At 43.1% G+C, this 18,900-nt stretch carries 18 protein-coding genes, 1 tRNA gene and 3 pseudogenes; 8 read left to right on the forward strand and 14 right to left on the reverse strand.

Annotated elements, in window-relative coordinates; all coding sequences use genetic code 11:
* Positions 1-53: 53 nt before the first annotated feature.
* The 4 genes from V7K40_RS03520 to V7K40_RS03535 all read right to left on the reverse strand — a co-directional run bounded on the left by V7K40_RS03520 (position 54) and on the right by V7K40_RS03535 (position 2,965).
* Positions 54-611, reverse strand: a complete 558-nt coding sequence (locus V7K40_RS03520) for a transposase (RefSeq protein WP_334956771.1) — start codon at positions 609-611, stop codon at positions 54-56.
* 275 nt (positions 612-886) lie between these two features.
* Complete coding sequence (locus V7K40_RS03525; RefSeq protein ID WP_334956773.1) at positions 887-2,002, reverse strand: AI-2E family transporter; 1,116 nt, start codon at positions 2,000-2,002, stop codon at positions 887-889.
* Between the two features lie 90 nt (positions 2,003-2,092).
* Positions 2,093-2,284 carry a hypothetical protein gene (locus tag V7K40_RS03530; protein WP_334957010.1) on the reverse strand — a complete coding sequence of 64 codons (192 nt, stop codon included), beginning with the start codon at positions 2,282-2,284 and terminating at the stop codon, positions 2,093-2,095.
* 120 nt (positions 2,285-2,404) lie between these two features.
* Entirely contained in the window at positions 2,405-2,965 is a 561-nt protein-coding gene (locus V7K40_RS03535; protein WP_334956775.1) for a Uma2 family endonuclease, read from the reverse strand.
* Between the two features lie 31 nt (positions 2,966-2,996).
* On the opposite strand from V7K40_RS03535, the gene V7K40_RS03540 reads away from it, so the two are divergent.
* Complete coding sequence (locus V7K40_RS03540; protein WP_334956778.1) at positions 2,997-3,263, forward strand: hypothetical protein; 267 nt, start codon at positions 2,997-2,999, stop codon at positions 3,261-3,263.
* A gap of 411 nt (positions 3,264-3,674) precedes the next feature.
* Here V7K40_RS03540 and V7K40_RS03545 read toward each other — a convergent pair.
* A pseudogene (locus V7K40_RS03545) lies at positions 3,675-4,403 on the reverse strand (transposase domain-containing protein); the annotation flags it as partial.
* 297 nt (positions 4,404-4,700) lie between these two features.
* On the opposite strand from V7K40_RS03545, the gene V7K40_RS03550 reads away from it, so the two are divergent.
* A complete protein-coding gene (locus V7K40_RS03550) occupies positions 4,701-5,690 on the forward strand; it encodes an aldo/keto reductase (RefSeq protein ID WP_334956780.1) in 990 nt (329 codons plus the stop codon).
* A gap of 54 nt (positions 5,691-5,744) precedes the next feature.
* A complete protein-coding gene (locus V7K40_RS03555) occupies positions 5,745-6,557 on the forward strand; it encodes an inositol monophosphatase family protein (RefSeq protein WP_334957012.1) in 813 nt (270 codons plus the stop codon).
* A 475-nt stretch (positions 6,558-7,032) separates the two neighbouring features.
* Here V7K40_RS03555 and V7K40_RS03560 read toward each other — a convergent pair whose 3' ends face one another.
* Positions 7,033-8,799, reverse strand: coding sequence for a WD40 repeat domain-containing protein (locus V7K40_RS03560; protein WP_334956782.1), 1,767 nt, complete (start codon positions 8,797-8,799; stop codon positions 7,033-7,035).
* Positions 8,800-9,206: 407 nt separating this feature from the next.
* A complete protein-coding gene (locus V7K40_RS03565) occupies positions 9,207-9,602 on the reverse strand; it encodes a hypothetical protein (RefSeq protein ID WP_334956784.1) in 396 nt (131 codons plus the stop codon).
* Positions 9,603-10,082: 480 nt separating this feature from the next.
* Here V7K40_RS03565 and V7K40_RS03570 point away from each other — a divergent pair, with 480 nt between their 5' ends.
* Together V7K40_RS03570 and V7K40_RS03575 are read left to right on the forward strand one after the other, a co-directional pair.
* Positions 10,083-11,015 carry a dienelactone hydrolase gene (locus V7K40_RS03570; RefSeq protein ID WP_334956786.1) on the forward strand — a complete coding sequence of 311 codons (933 nt, stop codon included), beginning with the start codon at positions 10,083-10,085 and terminating at the stop codon, positions 11,013-11,015.
* Positions 11,016-11,026: 11 nt separating this feature from the next.
* Entirely contained in the window at positions 11,027-11,725 is a 699-nt protein-coding gene (locus V7K40_RS03575; protein ID WP_334956788.1) for an SDR family oxidoreductase, read from the forward strand.
* Positions 11,726-11,760: 35 nt separating this feature from the next.
* Here V7K40_RS03575 and V7K40_RS03580 read toward each other — a convergent pair whose 3' ends face one another.
* From V7K40_RS03580 to V7K40_RS03590, 3 genes are read right to left on the reverse strand one after another with little or no spacing between them, the layout of a single operon-like run.
* Positions 11,761-13,872, reverse strand: coding sequence for a xanthine dehydrogenase family protein molybdopterin-binding subunit (locus tag V7K40_RS03580; protein ID WP_334956790.1), 2,112 nt, complete (start codon positions 13,870-13,872; stop codon positions 11,761-11,763).
* The gene (locus tag V7K40_RS03585; RefSeq protein WP_334956792.1) at positions 13,869-14,864 is read right to left on the reverse strand and encodes a xanthine dehydrogenase family protein subunit M; all 996 of its coding nucleotides are present in this window, start codon (positions 14,862-14,864) and stop codon (positions 13,869-13,871) included. The genes V7K40_RS03580 and V7K40_RS03585 overlap by 4 nt, the downstream gene beginning before the upstream one ends.
* On the reverse strand, positions 14,861-15,574 hold the full coding sequence (locus tag V7K40_RS03590; RefSeq protein ID WP_334956794.1) for a 2Fe-2S iron-sulfur cluster-binding protein: 714 nt from the start codon (positions 15,572-15,574) through the stop codon (positions 14,861-14,863). Before V7K40_RS03590 ends, V7K40_RS03585 begins: the two co-directional genes overlap by 4 nt.
* A 437-nt stretch (positions 15,575-16,011) precedes the next feature.
* On the opposite strand from V7K40_RS03590, the gene V7K40_RS03595 reads away from it, so the two are divergent.
* Together V7K40_RS03595 and V7K40_RS03600 are read left to right on the forward strand one after the other, a co-directional pair.
* Positions 16,012-16,407 carry a hypothetical protein gene (locus V7K40_RS03595; protein ID WP_334956796.1) on the forward strand — a complete coding sequence of 132 codons (396 nt, stop codon included), beginning with the start codon at positions 16,012-16,014 and terminating at the stop codon, positions 16,405-16,407.
* A gap of 23 nt (positions 16,408-16,430) precedes the next feature.
* Positions 16,431-16,581 (forward strand): annotated as a pseudogene (locus tag V7K40_RS03600) (IS1 family transposase); the annotation flags it as partial.
* Here the strand turns inward: V7K40_RS03600 and V7K40_RS03605 are convergent.
* Positions 16,565-16,744 carry a hypothetical protein gene (locus V7K40_RS03605; RefSeq protein ID WP_334956798.1) on the reverse strand — a complete coding sequence of 60 codons (180 nt, stop codon included), beginning with the start codon at positions 16,742-16,744 and terminating at the stop codon, positions 16,565-16,567. The pseudogene V7K40_RS03600 and the gene V7K40_RS03605 sit on opposite strands and share 17 nt — an antisense overlap.
* Before the next feature lie 206 nt (positions 16,745-16,950).
* Positions 16,951-17,079: a hypothetical protein gene (locus tag V7K40_RS03610; protein WP_334956800.1), complete on the reverse strand. Its 129-nt coding sequence runs from the start codon at positions 17,077-17,079 to the stop codon at positions 16,951-16,953.
* A 130-nt stretch (positions 17,080-17,209) separates the two neighbouring features.
* Between V7K40_RS03610 and V7K40_RS03615 the strand changes: the two genes are divergently transcribed.
* Positions 17,210-17,281, forward strand: a tRNA-Val gene (locus tag V7K40_RS03615).
* A 109-nt stretch (positions 17,282-17,390) separates the two neighbouring features.
* Here the strand turns inward: V7K40_RS03615 and V7K40_RS03620 are convergent.
* Both V7K40_RS03620 and V7K40_RS03625 read right to left on the reverse strand, forming a co-directional pair.
* Positions 17,391-18,173, reverse strand: a pseudogene (locus V7K40_RS03620) (IS5 family transposase).
* A gap of 108 nt (positions 18,174-18,281) precedes the next feature.
* Positions 18,282-18,836 carry a DUF262 domain-containing protein gene (locus V7K40_RS03625; RefSeq protein WP_334956802.1) on the reverse strand — a complete coding sequence of 185 codons (555 nt, stop codon included), beginning with the start codon at positions 18,834-18,836 and terminating at the stop codon, positions 18,282-18,284.
* Between the last annotated feature and the right edge of the window lie 64 nt (positions 18,837-18,900).

An 18,900-nucleotide genomic window follows, 5' to 3' on the forward strand; every position in this document is an offset into this window, starting at 1 on the left:
GTTTTAGCGACGATATCAGCACCAAAGCTTGATCCCACATTTTCTAAACTATCTTAATTACTTTCAGCTATTATTGATAACGCTTTTCTCAACGCATGACCTAATAAATTATAGGTATCTTCAACTCTTGCTGCTCCCCATAATGGACTTGAATCTAGGGCTATCCTTAATGAAGTTGAATTATAGCCTCCACGAACTTTAGCCATTTCAACCGTCTTTTCGATTAACCGTCTATCAAAAGAATATGATATTAAAAGGGCACGGAATTTTACTAGCGTTCCTTTGCTGAATGGGGCTTTTTTACAATCAAGACAATCTAAAACTAGCTGCCATCTTTTATCCATTTCTATTGCTTCTATTGCCTCATCATCTGAAACTCCTGTATATGCTTGAAGGATAATGAAAAGTGTCAATTGTGCTGGTGGCACTGGTGATAGTCCAACGCTACTATCTTTAAAAATTTTGGCCAATTCTAATTGAAAATCTGAATCAAATAGTTCGTGGCGGATCTGCCGCAAAAATACAAATAGCTTGGCTTTACGTATACGTTTTACTACCGTTGACTCTTTGGGTGATAACTCGATGGGAGGTTCCCAGATTCGTGAACGCATTTTATACCCCTTATTCCTTTAACCTCGGAGATTGTGATAAACAAATATTGTATCTTTTGTCAACTACTTTTACTCGACCGTCGCTCTAGGGGAGGGGCTGCTGTTGAGAAGTGAGGTAGGAATTACAAGTAATTTACCGTACATGATATAAACGCGCAGAAACAAGATCCCCGACTTCTTAGAGAAATCGGGGATCTAAGGGTTGCAATTCTCACAAATAAAATCGGATTGCTATATAACTAATCTTCTTTTTGCAAGATATCATGATCAATCGGTCACTCCTTTTTAATATCAGGACTTTCTGCTGTCCAATAGTCATCTACTTCAGGAGATTCAGAAACCATCACAAACTCAGTCTCTTTTCTAGGGCTATTTCCCCATTGATCCAAAACATCTTTAATTAACACCTCTTGCACCCAAATTTTAGCGACGACAGTTAGGGGTAGTGCTAGAAATAATCCTAAAAAGCCAAAGAAAGTCACGAAAAATAACTGTGAAATTAAGGTTACAGCTGGTAGCAATGAGACTTGATGCGCCATGACAATGGGCGTGATGAAATTACTTTCAGCCTGTTGAATAAAAAAGTAGAGAATCAAGACAGCAACTGCTTTCCAGGGTTCATCTAACAAAGCGATCGCCATTGCTGGTATTACACTCAGCGTTGGGCCGAGGTTGGGAATTAAGTTCAAAAATCCTGCCAAAACCCCTAAAGCAAGTGCTGCTTTTACACCCAAAATAGATAAGCCAATTACACTCATCAACCCTACTACACCCATAGCAATGAGAGCGCCTATTACCCATCCCCCCAAGGAGACTTCGCATTGATCTAAAATCCCTTCGACTCGTCGCCGATAAAATGAGGGGAAAAGCCGCACAAAGACTTTGCGGTAAGCCACAGGATTAGCTAATGTCATTCCTGTTAAAACTAGCACTAGTAAAACCTTGAGGACAATTTCCAAGGAGCCAGATACAAAGGCGAAGGAGTTTCCTAATACCCGATTGGCGATGGGCTGTGCTTGTTGGATCAGGCTGTTTAAATCTGGGATGTAAGGAATCAATTCAGTAGGAATGCGGGTTCTTAAGGCGTCAAGCCAACTATTAAAACGTCCAAACCCTTGGGGAACCCGATAGGTTAGTTCTTGAAACTGCTGGGCAAAAGGTGGCACAATTAGCCAGAAAAAACCCACGATTCCGGCAAAAAAGATAGCTACTGAGAGAAGGACAGCGAATCCACGCTGCATACCTGAGCGTTGGAAGCGTTTCGCTAGCCGATTTAAGGTGGTGGCTAACACAACTGCGGCAAACACGAGCAAAAGTACTTCCCGAATTTGCCACAGGATGTATAAAGAAAGAACTATGGCGATTAAGCCGATCCATTGACCGAGTTTCACAGGCTGACTTCCAACGGTTGGCGAGATGCAATTTTGTTGTAATTCAGCTAGGTTAGCTGATTTTAGTCACTTGTGCGTAAATGGTTTGAGTTAATTTTGTTTCTGCGCTTGGAATCGCCACAGTAGCGCGATCGCCATAATCACAATTGGCAACAATACTATAATCAGCGCGTTGGTTGCTGTCGCCGGAATTGATAGACTTGGCCCTGCATATTTAATTAATACCGATAACAAAGCCGAGAGTAAAAGCAGTTTCAGAACAAATCCTAGTTGATTTTCCATAAAAGCACGGCAATACAAATTTTTATGGCACATACGAATTTGCGCTGTACCGTCCAGTTTCTACAATAAACCTACAGATACAATCCTTTCCAACTTTCTCTAGGAAATGCGATCGCTTTTTTACGTCAAACTCAACCAGCCAAAAACTTGTTCCACAGTCAGTTCTAATTCGATACCCTCCAGGATGGGTAATTTCTCAGCACCTTCGTATAATTCCACTCGCTGTCCAGGAAAAATCCCCAGCATACTTTCATCTTCAGGGTTGATTAACCAGCCTAGTTCTGTACCATTGCGCGAACAATGCAATAACTTACTCAACACTTTTTTTAACCTTTGGTCTGGGGAAACAATCTCAATTGCCCAGTCGGGATGAATTTCAAAGCGATTAACAATTCTGCCAGTTGAAGTTTTAGGAATTCTATCCCAGCGAAACACAGACACATCAGGGACGATAGATGCACCGCCAAAAGTGCAGCGTAGTTCGGGTAAAGCCAAAGCAATTTTTTGCCCTTCGGTTATCTGATTGATGACATGACAAGATTCGCTCCGCAGTAGGCTATGTTCACCTTGAGGCATTGGTTTTTGAATGATTTCCCCGTTGATAAAATCTGATGCTGGTTCAGTTTCTGGCAGTTTGAGGAAGTCGTCTAATGTTAGTTGGGGTTGAGTTGCGATCGCCATAAATGAGTGAAATAGAGGGGATGGTTTTATTATGCGCCTTAGCCAAGCTCACCGCAGGCATCGCCAAGTGACAGACATTTTGGTAGAAAGTGCGATACCCATTTCGGCTCCCTTCGGCTTTGCTACTTCGACTACGCTCAGTACAAGTCAGGGCAAGACACTCAGTGCATCGCCTAACTTTAGTTGTGGGGTTTGCTCAAGAACTGCTCCTCAACCTCCCCTGCTCAAGAACTGCTTTTTTGTCTTACCTTTACTGTCACGGTGTTTTTCTAGTACCTACTTCACCGATTCATCATAGATACGGATTTTTGCCTTAATACCGTCTACACCTGCAAACATTTGGACGTTGAGACGGTTGTCTCGGTGCATCTGTACCAGTAAATAGAGTAGTAAGGGTTCTCGCGCCAGGTTATCTTTGACTTCATCAGGGCAAGCCTGGGTGGATAAATCCGTTCAAAGACTCGTTAATGAGTATCAAAGGTGGATGAACGAGTATCAAAGACTCATTAATGAGTATCAAAGGTGGATGAACGGAGTTTTTTAACTCCTAGCTCCTATTTTTAAAACGAAACTTTGATACAGGTTTTTTCACAACTCTGGAATTAATACGATGAACACGTTCAGGTAACAACGTATCCAATACGGTTCAGTTAAGAAAATTTATCTGTTTAGGCAGGTAGGGGGAGCAGGGGAAGCAGGGGGAGAGAAAAAGGAATTTGAGATTGGCTGGTATTCTCCCTAAATAATTACATCCCCTGGCTAGCTACTGTTGCTTGTACCATTGCATAGGAATGTAATCCCCTATCCCACAACAACATCCCTGATGTTACGGAACGTAATAGTCTTAATGCTCGTACTCGCTCTCCAATCCGATAGGGACACATTAATGCATCAAATATTATGTGTGTTCCAGCTTCCACTAATATAACTAATCTAACTTTAGGGAACGCAGCTTGTGTCCCAGGACGACCAAAAACTCTGGCATTTTCATCACATCTGGGACATCAAAACAAGTACCACCAATGACTAAAATTCGTAGCCCATTTAAAAATGCCCCCAAAGTTTCGGTTGTAGCGATTAGTCTTACCTACTGATGAAATAAATCACTTATCACTCTTGCTCCTAATCGCTGCCGAGCTTGTGTGATGGCTGATTTGCATGGCATCCGCCAGTATTTACCAACTTTCACCCATGCATCACTCATCCCATCTATTAGGTTTTTAAGTACATCTGGCATTGAGTCTTTAGACCAAAAACTCATTCCTATCACCAGACTTATTACTAATTGTGCTGGTAGCGATGGCTTGCGTTCCTCTTTAGTTTGGGTATTAGTGATCGCCTGTTCGATGACAAAATCTGAGATCGCCATCTCAATTGCTTTAAGCACCTCACCGCTTTGTATCTCAGGAGACACCAACGAAAAATCCTTAAGATGCACCACACTTAATTTTCATTCATGGAAACAATGCCTAGTTTACATGACTTTTAGGCTTAACTAAACCGTATTGAGTTAAGGAGAGTTAAATTATACTTAATCAAACTAAATATTAAATTTAATTTAAATTAAAAGTCAAGAGATTATAGGACTAATTAGTTTCCTTAATTAGTCTAATAATTATGAAATTGAGTTAAGGAGAGTTAAATTATACTTAATCAAACTAAATATTAAATTTAATTTAAATTAAAAGTCAAGAGATTATAAGACTAATTAGTTTACTTAATTAGTCTTGTAATTATGAAAAAGCGAAAGTTAGGTAGTTCTCAGGTACAAATCACACCCATCCTGATGGGAACTTCGCAAGCTGGTAAACATAAGTGGGTAGGAATTGAGGATGCTGACTCGATTAAAACAATTAGAGCCGCATTTGAAGCAGGGATTACAACAATTGATACTGCTGCTCATTATGGTGAAGGACACTCTGAGCGCATTGTAGCCGAAGCCTTATCTGATGTGCGTGCTTGCGTGGAGTACGCCACAAAAGTTTTCGTCCATCATCTCAAGTACGATCAAGTGATTGAAGCTTGTGAACGCTCTCTAAGAAACCTCAAAACTGACTACATTGACCTTTACCAAATTCATTGGCCATCTGGCGCTTTCAATAGTCAAACAGTACCTGTTGAAGAGACTATGAGTGCTCTTAACCGACTTAAAAAGCAAGGCAAAATTCGGGCAATTGGTGTTTCTAATTTTTCTCGCGCCCAATTAGCACAAATAGCAAGTTATGGAAGTATTGATAGTTTACAACCTCCCTATTCTTTATTCTGGAGAAAGGTAGAAAAAGATGCCGTACCTTACTGCATGAAAAACAATATTTCTATCCTTGCCTATTCGCCTTTAGCACAAGGATTGTTGACAGGGAAATTTGCTCTTGGTCATAAATTCGATCCAGCAGATAATCGTGCTAAGAATAAGCTGTTTCAAGGCGAAAACTTTGAACACGCCCATCAAGCTTTAGAAAAATTACGCCCTATAGCTCATCTTCATAATTGTAGCCTTGCTCAGTTGGCTTTGGCATGGTTAATAGCTCAACCTCAAACAAATGCGATCGCTGGTGCGCGTTATCCTGAACAAGCAAAAGACAATGCATTAGCCGTTAAGGTTAAACTTTCTGCCGCTGAACTGGCAGAAATTGATGCGATCAGTCGCACCGTTAACGATCATCTTGATGACAGTTCAGATATATGGGATCGCAGTATGCCAATACTAACCCAAGTTGCTAAGTAAGTTGGCATGAAAAAACCAAACTATGTGATGGCTTTTAATTATTCTCCATTCCCTATGACAAATTTACAAATTTTCCTAGATACTGCCACAGAAGCAGCCTTAGCTGCTGGCGTAGTATTACGACATTACTTGGGTAAGTTAGAAGACATGATTATTGAAAAAGGCCGCCCTGGTGATTTAGTCACTGCTGCCGATAAAGCTTCAGAAGCAGTTATTTTAGAAGTTTTGCATCGCCATTTTCCCCAACACTCTATTCTTGCTGAAGAATCGGGGAAACTAGGTAATCAAGATAATCAATATTTGTGGGCAATTGATCCTTTAGATGGCACAACCAACTACGCTCATCAATATCCTTTTTTCGCTGTTTCCATTGGGTTATTAATTGATGGTGTACCGCAAGTTGGTGTAATTTATGATCCTCTTCACAATGAACTATTTAAGGCCGCTACTGGCTTAGGAGCAACACGCAATCACTGTTCCATCAAGGTTTCCAAAACATCTGAACTGAGTAAGAGTTTACTGGTAACAGGATTTGCTTATGATCGTCACGAAACTTCTGATAATAACTACGCAGAATTTTGTCACCTCACCCACCTTACTCAAGGAGTCAGGCGTAGTGGGTCAGCATCGCTAGATTTAGCCCATGTAGCTTGTGGGCATCTAGATGGTTACTGGGAACGAGGGATTTCTCCTTGGGATATTGCCGCTGGCATAATTTTGCTACAAGAAGCTGGGGGTAAAGTTACCGCCTACGATAGTACTCCTCTAAAAATTGAGTCGGGTAGAATTCTTGCTACCAATGGTTACATTCATAACAACCTCAGTCAAGAATTGATGCAAATTTCACCCTTGTCAGTTTGGAAATGAAATTCAATAAACTCTTAAGAAACACATTTTAAAACCCTTTACCAGCAAGGCTTTGAAAAAATTATGAAAAATGTGTTTCTTTCATATTTTGCTAGTGGTGATCGCCGTTAGTCAGAGGCTCATATCTTGCACCAACTGTAGACACCCGTAAAAAGTAAATAAAGGGCGTTGCATAATTGAAGTATGAATTCGAGCGATCACTATGCAGTATCCAAGGTGTGCATCAAGTCATATCCGCTCATATTGGCAAAAAATATGGTAAACTCTCATCATATTTGTGTTGATTGTGGTCGTCAATTTATAGAATTCATTTGATATCTTTGAGGTGAACAAGTAAAATCGGCACAAACAGTGGAATAGAATCCAATACGGTTCAGATAAGCCTTTTTCTCTCCCCCTGCCTCCCCTGCTCCCCCTACCTGCCTAAACAGATAAATTTTCTTAACTGAACCGTATTGACTCTTAACTCCTAACTTCAATTCCGTTGCCAAATTTTAATCGTCTTATCCAAACTCCCGCTAACTAACATCTCACCGGAAGCTGTAAAAGCTAATGCTGTGACTATATGAGTATGACCTGTAAACGTACCCAGCAATTCCCCAGTTTGTAGATGCCACAATTTGATGGTTTTATCAGCACTACCGCTGGCGATAATTTGACCATCGGGACTTAAAGCGATCGCATATACTCTATCTCTATGTCCTTTCAGAGTATGAAGTAATTCCCCAGTCTCCAATTGCCAAATTTTAATTGTTTGATCCCAGCTACCACTCACCAGCATACCATCTGCACTGATTGCCAAGGAACCAACAATGTGAGAATGACCCATGAGGATATGCAGCGGTTGTACGTCCTTTAAACTTTTGACTCCCATCAAAAGTGAGGTGCGCCAGACTTTAATTTTGCGGTAGCTACCTGTAACCAGAGTTTCCCCGTCTCGACTCAAAACTAGGGAATGAGCTGCGGTATCATCTAGAGAGAGGGCGATCGCAACCTGACGTTGCATCAAATCCCAAAACAGAATTTTTCTATCATCTCCTCCTGTAGCTAACATTCTGCCATCTGGTGTAAAAGCAGCACACCGCACTACCCCATTATGTTTGTGCAAAATATCTATCAAGTCTAAAGCGCCGACGTGCCAAAGCTTAATTGTAGAATCTGCACCGCAACTTACTAAAGTTTGCCCATCTGAACTAAAAGCCAGAGAATTCACTTCATCCACTAGCCCAGATATCACCCAAGGATACTCTGATAATGTATCTATTAATTCACCCTTGCTTAAATCCCAGAGCTTCGTCTCTCCGCGACTACCACTTGCCAATATGGGTAAAGCTTTGCCATTCTTACACGCAGAACTGAAAGCCAAGCAATTAATCCCTCTATTGTGCCCTTGCAAAGTCTGCCAGCATTCCCAGTCACCGACTATACCCTTAAGGCAATGCTCTGATGGTAGAGTTTGTATTGTCTCTGCGATCGCTTTCTGATTAATTACTGGTGACGTGTCTTTTTTAGCAACTAGTGATTCTAAATACCAACTCAACCCCCCCGCATACAACAAATTACTTGGACTTATATCCAGTTTTGGTTCAGTAAATTCAAGGATATTTGTAGGTAAAAAGCCTGTTATTATACTTTGCTTCTCGTAACCTAATTTACCTGTAGATGGATAAAACAAACAAAGAAAAATTAATCCTTGGTGATTTCTTAAATCTTCTTGAGTAACTGACCATCTAATTTTGTCTTTCTTAATACCATTAAAACTTTCTCCATCAGCAACATAAACTTGAACACTTAGCTGAGGATCATCTTTTAAGACATAAGGAAATTTACTTTCGCCACACAAATTTCCTTCATCATCTAAAATCATGTTTTGCAGGGTATCACAAGATACCTTTTTTACCAACTTCCCTAAGCGTTCAGTTATCACCCAGTCAACGATTTGCTCCCGCAAAAAATAATCTTCCGCTTGTCGTTGGAAGTATTTGGGAAAAGGTATCGTCCAGTCGGGAGGTTCAGGATATTCAGGCGGCGTCGGCGGCGGATTTTTGGCGAGAATTTCTGCTTGTTGGCGAGAAAGTTCTTGGAGTTTTGCCAAAGGCTCACCCCGAAATCCTATTATTTCAGTGTGACAACCTTTAACTTGACTTTCCAGCAAAGATAAGTCATAAGTTTTAGGTTTTTTCACACGTCGAAGGAAGTCAGTTTGTTGAGCTTTGAGTAAGCTAATCCAATCCATCAGCATTCTTGCGGCAAACTATTGCATACCTAAGGTAAGCTATACCAATGCAATTACTCAAGTTTATAACCTTAGTTAATTAAAAATTCAGTAATGTTAGTAGTCTAAAAAAACACAGCCATTGGCAGATGTTTGCGGGAAAGAGATAGATGGATAGCACTTAAACATTTCATTCACTGATGCAACTGAAGTATATAGAATTAGTTTGATGTCAGTTAATTCTAACGGAGATGGAGAGCGAGATACTGTTTCCCTAGAAACAGTTCTAGTTGCAAAGAAAAGTTTAATCTGAGAGGGATTTCAAAGGTTGCAGTAACGTTAAGTCAACAAATACTTACATAAAAATAAACTAGTAGCGCTGATTCTAGGGGAGATCATCTAAAATAAGTATAAATGGTGAAGATTGGTTAATTTTAACCTTTGCGTTTTGGTTGTCTGGGTGTAGTATTTACATCAGAGGAGTTGCCAAAAGTATCCCTTGCCTCTATATGTTTAATTTTCATTTGCAAGTTCAAGTCATCACTGCTAACAATTGTTTCTAAATTCGCTAATCTTTGCTCTAACAGTTCTATTTGCTGTTGTTGCAAATAGTTAGTTTTTGATTTTTGCTCATCAGAACGCCAAACAGCAACTGTACCAACAGCTGCGCCACCAATAGCAACTAAAGGAAGAATAGCACCGCTTCTGGTAACTGCTGACAGTGGGACGCAAACTCCGAGAATGGCGACTGTAATTACCCAAATTCTTGTGGTGGCAGATAATCTGACATCTTGATATTGTTCTAGATTAGGTTGAGATTTTTTAGCCATAAGTAAATCCCTTGAAAAGTTATTTGCTAGATTGGCACAATTGTTTACTAAAATACTTCCTACAATTGGGTTAAGTATAATTATTGTACTAATATTTTTAATTACCAATAGGTAAACAGAATTCAACATTAGGACTTACGCAAAAAACCTCTCAAACTCTCATACCTCCCTGTCGCGCCAGTTGCTACCCTGCGTGAACGCTAAGAGCGAACAAGTCTCTTAACCGCAAGGGCGCACTGGCTTCTCTGTGTCTGGAGTGGTTCGTTCTTCCATGACCCGTGCGTAAGTCCTGAACATAAAATCCCAATCAGTGAAATGATTTTCTTAACTCCTATACAGACGCGATTAATCGCGTCTTTACTGCTGCCTTCTGCTTTCTACTTAGTTACTTCGTTATTTTAGATCATTAGATTTTGCTTGCAAGGAACAGTTGTACACTCAGAGGAAGATTTTCTTGAAGTCATAGTAAGGAAGGTACAAATGACAGTTCGTGCTTTTTTTGAAGCTGCCAAAGTTGAGGGTGTCCACTCACCTTACGATACCATTCACCTGAAAATTCTCTATCCAGCACAAATACCGGATCAGCTAGAAAAAAGTACTGGAATTGAGCCAGCTGATCCAGAAAAGGCACCTTTTCCAGTAGTGATTTTATTCAACGGCTTTAACTGTGATGCTCAACAATACCAATGGCTGGCGGTTAAACTCGCTGAACGTGGATTGGTAGTGGTTCTATTTAATTGGATTACCGAAAGTCTACCAGGCGTAATTAGCCTCACACCTGGGATTGATTTGGAAAAGATGAAACCCACAATTTATCGTACTGCTCCCACAGCTTTGGCTTTGCCAGCACTCCTAGCTAAACTCGAACAGTTACAAAATCAGGGAATTTTAGCAGGAATGCTGGATTTACAACGGATCATTCTCGGTGGACACTCTGCGGGTGGTATGGTATCTATAGAAAATGCTGACCCTCGGTTTTTCCCTGAAGTTACTGCATCTTTTGCTTATGGCGCAAGTAGTACAGGATTTACAATCATCGGGTATGAACCAGAAACCATCTTACCTTTACCAGATTCCCTACCACTTCTACTGATGGGAGGAACTGAGGATGCTACCACCCCAGTCAGCCGTACATTCCAAGAAGCAATTACTGGGGGACGAAATGACACCTATCTGGTAATTTTAGAAGGAGCAAATCACTTTTCGATAGTTGATGAGCCAGACTCCACTATAGTTAAATCCTCTCTCGACTTAGAAGCTACTCAATCCCAAGAAAACTTGCGTTTGCTGATGAGTGAAATTATTAGTCTGTTTATTGACACTTATATTCACCACCAACCAGAAGCATCTCAGTTGCTTGAGCAATTATTAAATACTGCCAATCCTTTGATAAAATCCTTTGAGCGTAAGTAGTTAGGCTGATTATGACAAGTGCATCTTATATTTTTCTGGCTGGAGCAAGTCGCGGTGTTGGTCGAGAAATTGCTCAATATCTTACAGCGCAACAGCTAAAGGTCAAAGCACTCCTGAGAACAGCAGCAGTAGCTAGTGAACTAGAAGCAATGGGTATTGAGGTAGTTCTGGGAGATGCCTTGAATGTTGACGATGTAGAACGGGCAATGCTGACAGATGAACCTATTGACACTGTTATCAGTACAATTGGCGGTTTACCATCAGACGTAGAAAGGCCAGATTACCCTGGTAATAGAAATCTGATCGATGCAGCAGTTAAAGCTGGGGTGCAAAAGTTTATTCTTGTATCTTCCATTGGTGCTGGCAATAGTGTTGTTGCTGCGTCACCCCAAGTTTTAGAGGTACTGGGAAAAGTTTTAGCTGAGAAAGACAAAGCTGAACAACACTTAATTGCCAGTGGACTCACCTATACAATCATCCGTCCTGGTGGACTAAAGTCAGAACCAGCAACGGGCAATGGCGTTTTAACCGAAGATCCGCACATTATTGGTAGCATCAATCGTGCAGATGTCGCGCAGTTAGTTGGTCGCTGTTTAAATAGCGATGCCTACGGCGGGCTGCGCCAACGCGCCAATAATAAAATTTTGTCAGCGGTAGACCGAAACATGCTATTTGGGCAAAGAGAATTTGCAGAATTTAGTTTGGATTAATGCCCCTAAAGCTTCTTCTCAATGCCCAATGCCTTTTAGATCAACTTGTCAGGTGTAATAGGTAAATCACGGATGCGCTTACCTGTGGCATGGTAAACTGCATTGGCGATCGCAGCTGAAACACCTGTGATCCCAATTTCGCCTACACCTCTTACACCTGCTGGGTTGAAGTTGAAGTCAGGTTCGCCGACGAAGGCCACCTGAATGCGAGGAATATCTGCATGGGCTGGGAAGTGATAGGTAGCAAGGTCATAAACCACGGGGTAGCCAATGTTTGGATCAACTTGGCAATCCTCCATTAAGGCTTGCCCAATACCCATGATCACGCCACCACGGACTTGACTGGCTGCTGTCTTAGAGTTGATCACTCGCCCGATATCCATCACTGACACCCAGCGCGTCACCCGCAAACGTCCGATTTCTTCATCCACGCTGACTTCACAAAAATGTGCGCCCCAAGATTGGAACGCCCATTCCTTGGTTTCATCGCCAGGAGCAGAGGATGCTGTGGCCTCAATTGCTGCCTGGCCGGACTGACTCAGAGTTGCAAATGCCTCCTGTGCGGTCTTAACATTAGCAGTTTTCAGGACTTGCTCACAAGCTGACATGACCGCCGGGAGGAGAGATGCTGTCATCATGGAACCAGCCGCCATGCCTCCATCTGGTAGCAAGGAGTCGCCTAACTCTACGTGTATCTGTTCGACGGGTAGCCCCAATGCGTCTGCTACTGTGACCGCAACAACGGTATATGCGCCAGTGCCCATGTCATTGCCGGCGGTGAGAACATGGGCAGTACCATCTGCTAGCAGCCGTACCTTGACTGATGCTTTCCCCCGCCTGCCAGGGTAGGTTGATGCCGCCATCCCCCAACCAACGAGTTTACCATCGCGTGTCAAAGAACGCGGCTGTTTTGGTCTGTCTTTCCAGCCAAATTGCTCCGCACCCAAGAGCAAACAGTCAGCAAAATGTTTGGCTGAGAATGGCTGACCTTGGCGCTGGTGTTCTTTAGTTTGGTTTTTTAGGCGCAGTTCTACCGGGTCAATCTTTAGCATCCAGGCTAACTCGTCCATCGCTGACTCCATCGCCCACATCCCAGGATTCTCTCCTGGCGCGCGCATGAATGTTGGTGTACCCATGTTCAGCACCGCTAGTTCCTGCTTCAGTTGCAAATTCGGCGCTGTGTACATAACTGGCGTGACTGAGGTACAGGGTTCTGTAAAGACATCCACTGGTGAGGTAGAGGATTTAACCTCATGGGCGATCGCAGTTAAACTACCATCAGCAGTTGCTCCCAAGCGCATAGTTTGCTCGGTTTCGGAGCGGTGTCCGGCGTTCGCTGTCATTTGCCGTCGGCTGAGGACAACTCTGAGAGGACGCTGAATTTCACGGGCAGCCGCAGCACAGAGAATACCGTGGGGCCAGGGAAAAGCTTTAGAGCCGAAAGCTCCACCCAGGAAGGGTGTGACTACACGAACCCGTTCACTTGGCACTCCAAAGAGTTGTGCATAGGTGCGCTGGGTTGCCGACACCGCCTGGGACGGTTCGTAAACAGTGAGTGATGCATCTTGCCAGTGGGCAATGATCGCATGGGGTTCCATCGCCGCGTGCAGTTCGATGGCTGTCTTGTAGGTAGCTGTAAGTTTTGTTGTTGCACTCGCCACCCCTGCCGCAAAATTCCCCTTTTCAAACTTTAGCTCCTCACCCATCTGCGGTGGTGCCTCCTTGAAGGTAGCTTTTGCAGCTTCCACGACTGGTTTTTGGCTTGTGTATTCCACCTTGACCAAATGCGCTGCATCACGCGCCCGCTCGAAGGTGTCTGCCACTACCAAACCGATAATTTGTCCTGCATAGTGAATTTTGTCATCCGACAACGGCAGACGAGCCTCGTAGATTTTCGAGGTCATAAAGTCGTTGGTTGGCATAAACACTTTCGGCGAGTTTTTATGCGTGAAAACATCTATGACACCTATTGCCTTTTCTGCCGCCCTGGTGTCGATGCTTTTAATTTGCCCATTGGCAATGCTGGCGGTGACAAGATAACCGTGAACCAGACCTGGAATTTCATGTTCTGCGGCGTAGGTTGCCGTGCCCGTAACCTTTGCCCGTCCATCCTTGCGGTTAACGGCAGTCCCAATTACTTTGTTCATACTACGCCTCCTCCTTTGGCTGATACCGCGAGTGCGCGACGAATTGCCCGCTTTGCCAAGTCAACTTTGAAACTGTTATAAGTTAATGGTTTAGCTTCTTGAAGTGCAATTTCTGCCGCCTGCTGAAACGTTGCAGTATTGGCACTCTTGCCGATCAAAAACTTTTCTGCTTCTTTTGAGCGCCAAGGTTTATGGGCTACGCCACCCATTGCCAAGCGTACATTCTGAATCTGCTCACCCGCTAAGTCAATCGCAGCTGCCACAGAGACTAATGCAAAGGCATAGGAAGTGCGATCGCGTAACTTTAGGTAAACCCCTGATTTGGCAAACGGCACTGGGGGCAGAACCACAGAGGTAATCAACTCACCTGGCTCTAAGTTTGTATCTCGCTGGGGTGTATTCCCTGGTAGTCGGTGAAAGTCTGTCAATGGTATTTGCCGCTTACCGTTGGGGCCTTCCACAACAACAACAGCATCCAGAGCCGCAAGAGGGACACACATATCTGAGGGTTGAACTGCCACGCATTGGTCACTGGCCCCAAAGATGGCGTGCATCCGGTTGATGCCCGTTGCTGCCGGACAGCCGCTTCCCGGTTGCCGTTTGTTGCAAGGGAAGGCGGTATCGTAGTAGTAGGGACAGCGAGTGCGTTGCAGTAGGTTGCCCCCTACGGTTGCCATATTGCGGATTTGCTGAGACGCACCAGAAAGAATCGCCCGGGACAGTATTGGATAATCGCGGCGAACATCAGGATGGTCTGCCACTGCTGTGTTAGTTACCAGCGCTCCAAGGCTCAGACCACCCTCACTTGTGCGTTCAATGCGCTTCATCTCTAATCGAGAGATGTCGATAAGTTGCGATGGCTCATCTAAGAAAACTTTGAGACGGTCAACCAAATTCGTACCGCCCGCAATCAATATCGCATTTTGGTCATTCGTTGCCCGTTGAACCGCATCTTTCACAGAAGTGGCACGGGTGTAAGTGAAGTTGTTCATCTGAGCATCTCCTGGGGTTCATTGACCATCACTGCTGCGGCAGGAGAGGGCGATTTTTGTCCTATTACCTGCTGGACTGCTGCCACAATGCCGTTGTAAGCGCTACATCGACAGAGATTACCACTCAGTCGCTCCTTGATTTCAGCTTCAGAGAGTTCAGCCAACTGTGGGGGACTAGCCAAATCTGGTGTGACAACGCTGGCACAACCGCGTTTGATTTCATCAAGTAAGGCAACAGAAGCACAAATCTGTCCTGGGGTACAATAGCCGCACTGGAAGCCATCGTTATCAATGAATGCTGCCTGCACTGGATGGAGAGTATCGCCCTTTGCCAGCCCTTCAATGGTGACGATCGCCTTGTCTTCCTGCATCACTGCCAGAGTCAGGCAGGAATAAACTCGCTCACCATCGATTAGAACAGTACAAGCCCCACACTGTCCGTGATCGCATCCCTTTTTACTGCCCACTAGCCCCAGGCGATCGCGCAGGGCATCTAAGAGTGTGACACGCGGCTCAAGGTCCAGGGTTTGCTGCTCACCGTTAACAGTAAGTTTTACGTTGATCTCACCTGGGTTACTTTGGCTAGCGTCCTTTGCTATGGTTGCCTGATTGAGTAATGAAGGAGCGGTTATAGCTGTTCCGGCAGCAGTCAGTGCCTGTCCCAAAAAACCGCCTTGAGATGTTTTTTCTACCCTTTTTTCGTGTTCCATAATTCGTCCTTCTAGATAGAATAATGCGGTAATTCTGAGAACTTAGGGATATGCATAGCTATTTAGTATTGTGTACATAATGACTCCCGGTTTGCCCATTTAAAAATGAGTTAGTAAAAACAAATATAGCGAAAAGCGTATTCCCAAAATTTCAGAGACTCCAAATGGGTTCTATAGAGTGGTTTGGCGAAAATTTAGACTTAAAGTGAATCGTTTGATGAGTGCGATCGCGATATGCTACTAGTATTGCTACAATGTAGCATCAAAATACTCGCTTCAGTAAGGAGTCTTTCTTATCTTCACCCCAAGCAGTTCCATTGGTGCAACCCCTCAATTAACCTCTCACCCACGACATTAGTCGAATACCCCTGCGTAGTCCCCAAGCAAAACTCTCAATTAGCCAGCCTGGGGATAAATACGAGCAGTCAACTGAGGCAATGGCACCTCATGTAGTGCAGAGGGTTGATCAGCCCCGAAGCAATCAACTTCAAGACGAGTCATTGCCCAAACTGGAAAAAGCAACCAGTTCTGATCATGATATTGCCAATATTCCAATTCTAAGACCAGATACACCGACTCCAATTCAAGCAAAATTGACGATTGGAGAGCCTGGGGATAAGTATGAACAAGAAGCGAACGCAATGGCTAGTTTTGTAGTGCAAAGGATTCATCAGCCACAGAGCAAAAAACTTCAACGAGAATCTTTGCCAGAAAATGATTATATGCAAATTAAGCCAGAATGCAGTATACAGCGACAAGTGTTGCCAGAAGATAATTGTATGCAAATCAAGCCAATGGTGCAGCGTCGTGCAAATGTCGGCGTTGCAGAATAGAAATATGAATTCGAGCGATCGCTATGAAATGTCCAGGATGTTCATCAGATCATATTCGCAAGAATGGGCGGCAGCGTGGTAAACACCCATTACATATGTGTAGACTGTAAACGTCAGTTCTTCGAATCTTATGAGCAGAAAGGGTACAGGGAAGATATTAAAAGTGAGTGCTTATAATGGCAGCTACTTGCTCTACTTTCATTGGTTTTCCAGGTCGGCTCAACAGACGAATCACTAACCATCGTGTGCGTTCTTTTACTTCTCTACAACGTCGGTAGCGTTGGGTTAATTCTGCGTAATCCAGGTGAGGAATGATCTTAATCCGAGTACGAGGCATCGCTGTACACCGAATTTTACTTCCCTTAAATAATACTATCTATTGCAACTTGATATAAGACCGGAGGCGGAGCGTCTCCGGCTCCGCATTATCTTACTCGATTACATCGCAAAACTTTTTGTTACTCCAAAACCGAAGAAATGCTGAAATACTCAATTCGGTTAGTAATACATTATCTGGAGTATGGCTCTGTGGCCCTGCGGGCGCTACGCGCCCGCAAGCTTGAAGCGATCGCGTGATTCATATTTTGATTCAGCAACGCCAGGATTTTTATCATCTGCGACAATCAGGTGATCGCACTGAAACACTTTATCTGGCATAATTAGGACGGACAAGATGTCTATCCTACAAAACATTCATAAAACCTGGCTATGCAAAGAGCAACATAGCATTGAGCTTACAGCTTGTTGAAATGTATTTTTGCAACCGTAAATCTAAGTAAGTTATAATAACATAAACAGTCTTGGGCGATTAGCACAGGGGTAGCGCACATCCTTCACACGGATGGGGTCACTGGTTCAAATCCAGTATCGCCCACTTATATTGTCGAATAAGTAATTATTTGTCGTCGTTAACAGATTAATGTCGTTATTAGACCTCTTGCAAAAAAGTTTTGTGGTATTATATAAAGTTTGGAAATTTCAAGTCAATTAGCTTTTTGAAGGTCATAATTATAAATTCCAGCAATCAAGTGACAACGTAGTCGAAACCGTTTTCTACGATTGCGATAACGTTGACTGAAAATCCGAAAAACTTTTAAACGTCGATTCACATGTTCAATTGCAATCCCAGGGCTGGCCAAAGAACGATTGTAATGCTTATCTTCTGGAGTTAACTTGCCTTTTTTTGGTTTCTTTTTTGGTAAACGACAATTCCGATGTAACTTGCTAAGACCTTGGTAGCCACTATCTTCTAAGCTCTCGGTTTCGGGATGAAAACGCACTTTACTATCGACGAACAACTTGTAGTCATGTCTTCGACCCGAACCGTTGACAACACAACGAATTTCAAAGCTTGCAAGGTTAATCACCAATTGAGATTTGAGGGTATGTTCTTTTTGTTTGCCACTATAGAAGCGTTTTTGACTATATTTAGGACGTTCAATCGGACTCTGTGTGACATCCATCACTGCTGTTAAAGGTTTCTGTGATCAAATCAACAAGGACTTTTTTCCACCTAAACCAAACTTACCGCAGCTGACCAGTGTGCTTTCAATTCGGTGTACGATACGGCAAACAGTCGATTCTAACACCTGCCAATCTTGAGCAATATGGAAGTAAGTGCGATATTCTCGCCAAAATGTCAAGCAGATTAAAACTTGGTCTTCTAAATCTAGCTTGGGAGGACAACCACGCGTTTGTTTGGTTTCGGTAGTATCTCCCATGACTTTCACCATCTGATCAAATGTCAGCCTTTGCACTCCCACCAGACGTTTGAACTCTCGATTTGATAGTTTTTTTGTTTGCTCCTATCGCATAAGTGAGTTTAATCAAGCTAAAAACCCTCTATCTTACCATAAAATAATTCTGCAAGAGGTCTATTCAGAAAAAAAGAAAACCTTGGATAAAGGAAACAAGAGCGCCTCATATTCCTTTTTGGGAGTAGAACAATCAATTAAGTTACCTGAGAAAATTCGCATAATTTTGGATTCTGGCAACACAATGATCGCCGTAGTGCGATCGCACTCTGGGTCGAGGCATTTTTCTATATCGAGGTAGTACCACTTTTTGATAATTTTCTGGCTTTTTTGGTCTTTGATCATTACAGGTAGCTCAGATAGCAGCACCATGAACAAAGCTGTCAGGCGTTGCTGACCGTCAACGATTAATAGGTTTGGAGTAGAATTTTCTGGTTTTAATACCCCATTGACTAGGCGAGGTTTGAATTGTCGGCTTTGATTACCTTGCTGAAGCATCATTACTGCGCCAATTGGGTAAGCTAGAGATATGCTGGCAAGCAAACGGCGCACATGGATATCGTCCCAAACCCAATCTCGTTGAAAATCTGGAAGTTGGATACGTCCAGTTTTAATGTCTTTCATGACATCAAGGAGAAAATATTTACTGATGTCAAAGGTAGAGATTGAGTCCATTGGATGTTCTGCCATTTTTGTCATCAAGAAAGATGCGGTTACTCGCTACAGCTAGTACTTCTGT

Source organism: Nostoc sp. (genome assembly GCF_036917195.1).
Taxonomy (GTDB): Bacteria; Cyanobacteriota; Cyanobacteriia; order Cyanobacteriales; family Nostocaceae; genus Nostoc.

What these genes read in the sequence shown, in the direction of transcription:
- V7K40_RS03520 (WP_334956771.1), bottom strand. Translation starts at nt 611, where the DNA reads ATGCGTTCACGAATCTGGGAACCTCCCATCGAGTTATCACCCAAAGAG.
- V7K40_RS03530 (WP_334957010.1), bottom strand. Translation starts at nt 2,284, where the DNA reads ATGGAAAATCAACTAGGATTTGTTCTGAAACTGCTTTTACTCTCGGCT.
- V7K40_RS03535 (WP_334956775.1), bottom strand. Translation starts at nt 2,965, where the DNA reads ATGGCGATCGCAACTCAACCCCAACTAACATTAGACGACTTCCTCAAA.
- V7K40_RS03540 (WP_334956778.1), top strand. Translation starts at nt 2,997, where the DNA reads ATGCGCCTTAGCCAAGCTCACCGCAGGCATCGCCAAGTGACAGACATT.
- V7K40_RS03550 (WP_334956780.1), top strand. Translation starts at nt 4,701, where the DNA reads ATGAAAAAGCGAAAGTTAGGTAGTTCTCAGGTACAAATCACACCCATC.
- V7K40_RS03555 (WP_334957012.1), top strand. Translation starts at nt 5,745, where the DNA reads ATGACAAATTTACAAATTTTCCTAGATACTGCCACAGAAGCAGCCTTA.
- V7K40_RS03560 (WP_334956782.1), bottom strand. Translation starts at nt 8,799, where the DNA reads ATGCTGATGGATTGGATTAGCTTACTCAAAGCTCAACAAACTGACTTC.
- V7K40_RS03565 (WP_334956784.1), bottom strand. Translation starts at nt 9,602, where the DNA reads ATGGCTAAAAAATCTCAACCTAATCTAGAACAATATCAAGATGTCAGA.
- V7K40_RS03570 (WP_334956786.1), top strand. Translation starts at nt 10,083, where the DNA reads ATGACAGTTCGTGCTTTTTTTGAAGCTGCCAAAGTTGAGGGTGTCCAC.
- V7K40_RS03575 (WP_334956788.1), top strand. Translation starts at nt 11,027, where the DNA reads ATGACAAGTGCATCTTATATTTTTCTGGCTGGAGCAAGTCGCGGTGTT.
- V7K40_RS03580 (WP_334956790.1), bottom strand. Translation starts at nt 13,872, where the DNA reads ATGAACAAAGTAATTGGGACTGCCGTTAACCGCAAGGATGGACGGGCA.
- V7K40_RS03585 (WP_334956792.1), bottom strand. Translation starts at nt 14,864, where the DNA reads ATGAACAACTTCACTTACACCCGTGCCACTTCTGTGAAAGATGCGGTT.
- V7K40_RS03590 (WP_334956794.1), bottom strand. Translation starts at nt 15,574, where the DNA reads ATGGAACACGAAAAAAGGGTAGAAAAAACATCTCAAGGCGGTTTTTTG.
- V7K40_RS03595 (WP_334956796.1), top strand. Translation starts at nt 16,012, where the DNA reads ATGGCACCTCATGTAGTGCAGAGGGTTGATCAGCCCCGAAGCAATCAA.
- V7K40_RS03605 (WP_334956798.1), bottom strand. Translation starts at nt 16,744, where the DNA reads ATGCCTCGTACTCGGATTAAGATCATTCCTCACCTGGATTACGCAGAA.
- V7K40_RS03625 (WP_334956802.1), bottom strand. Translation starts at nt 18,836, where the DNA reads ATGGACTCAATCTCTACCTTTGACATCAGTAAATATTTTCTCCTTGAT.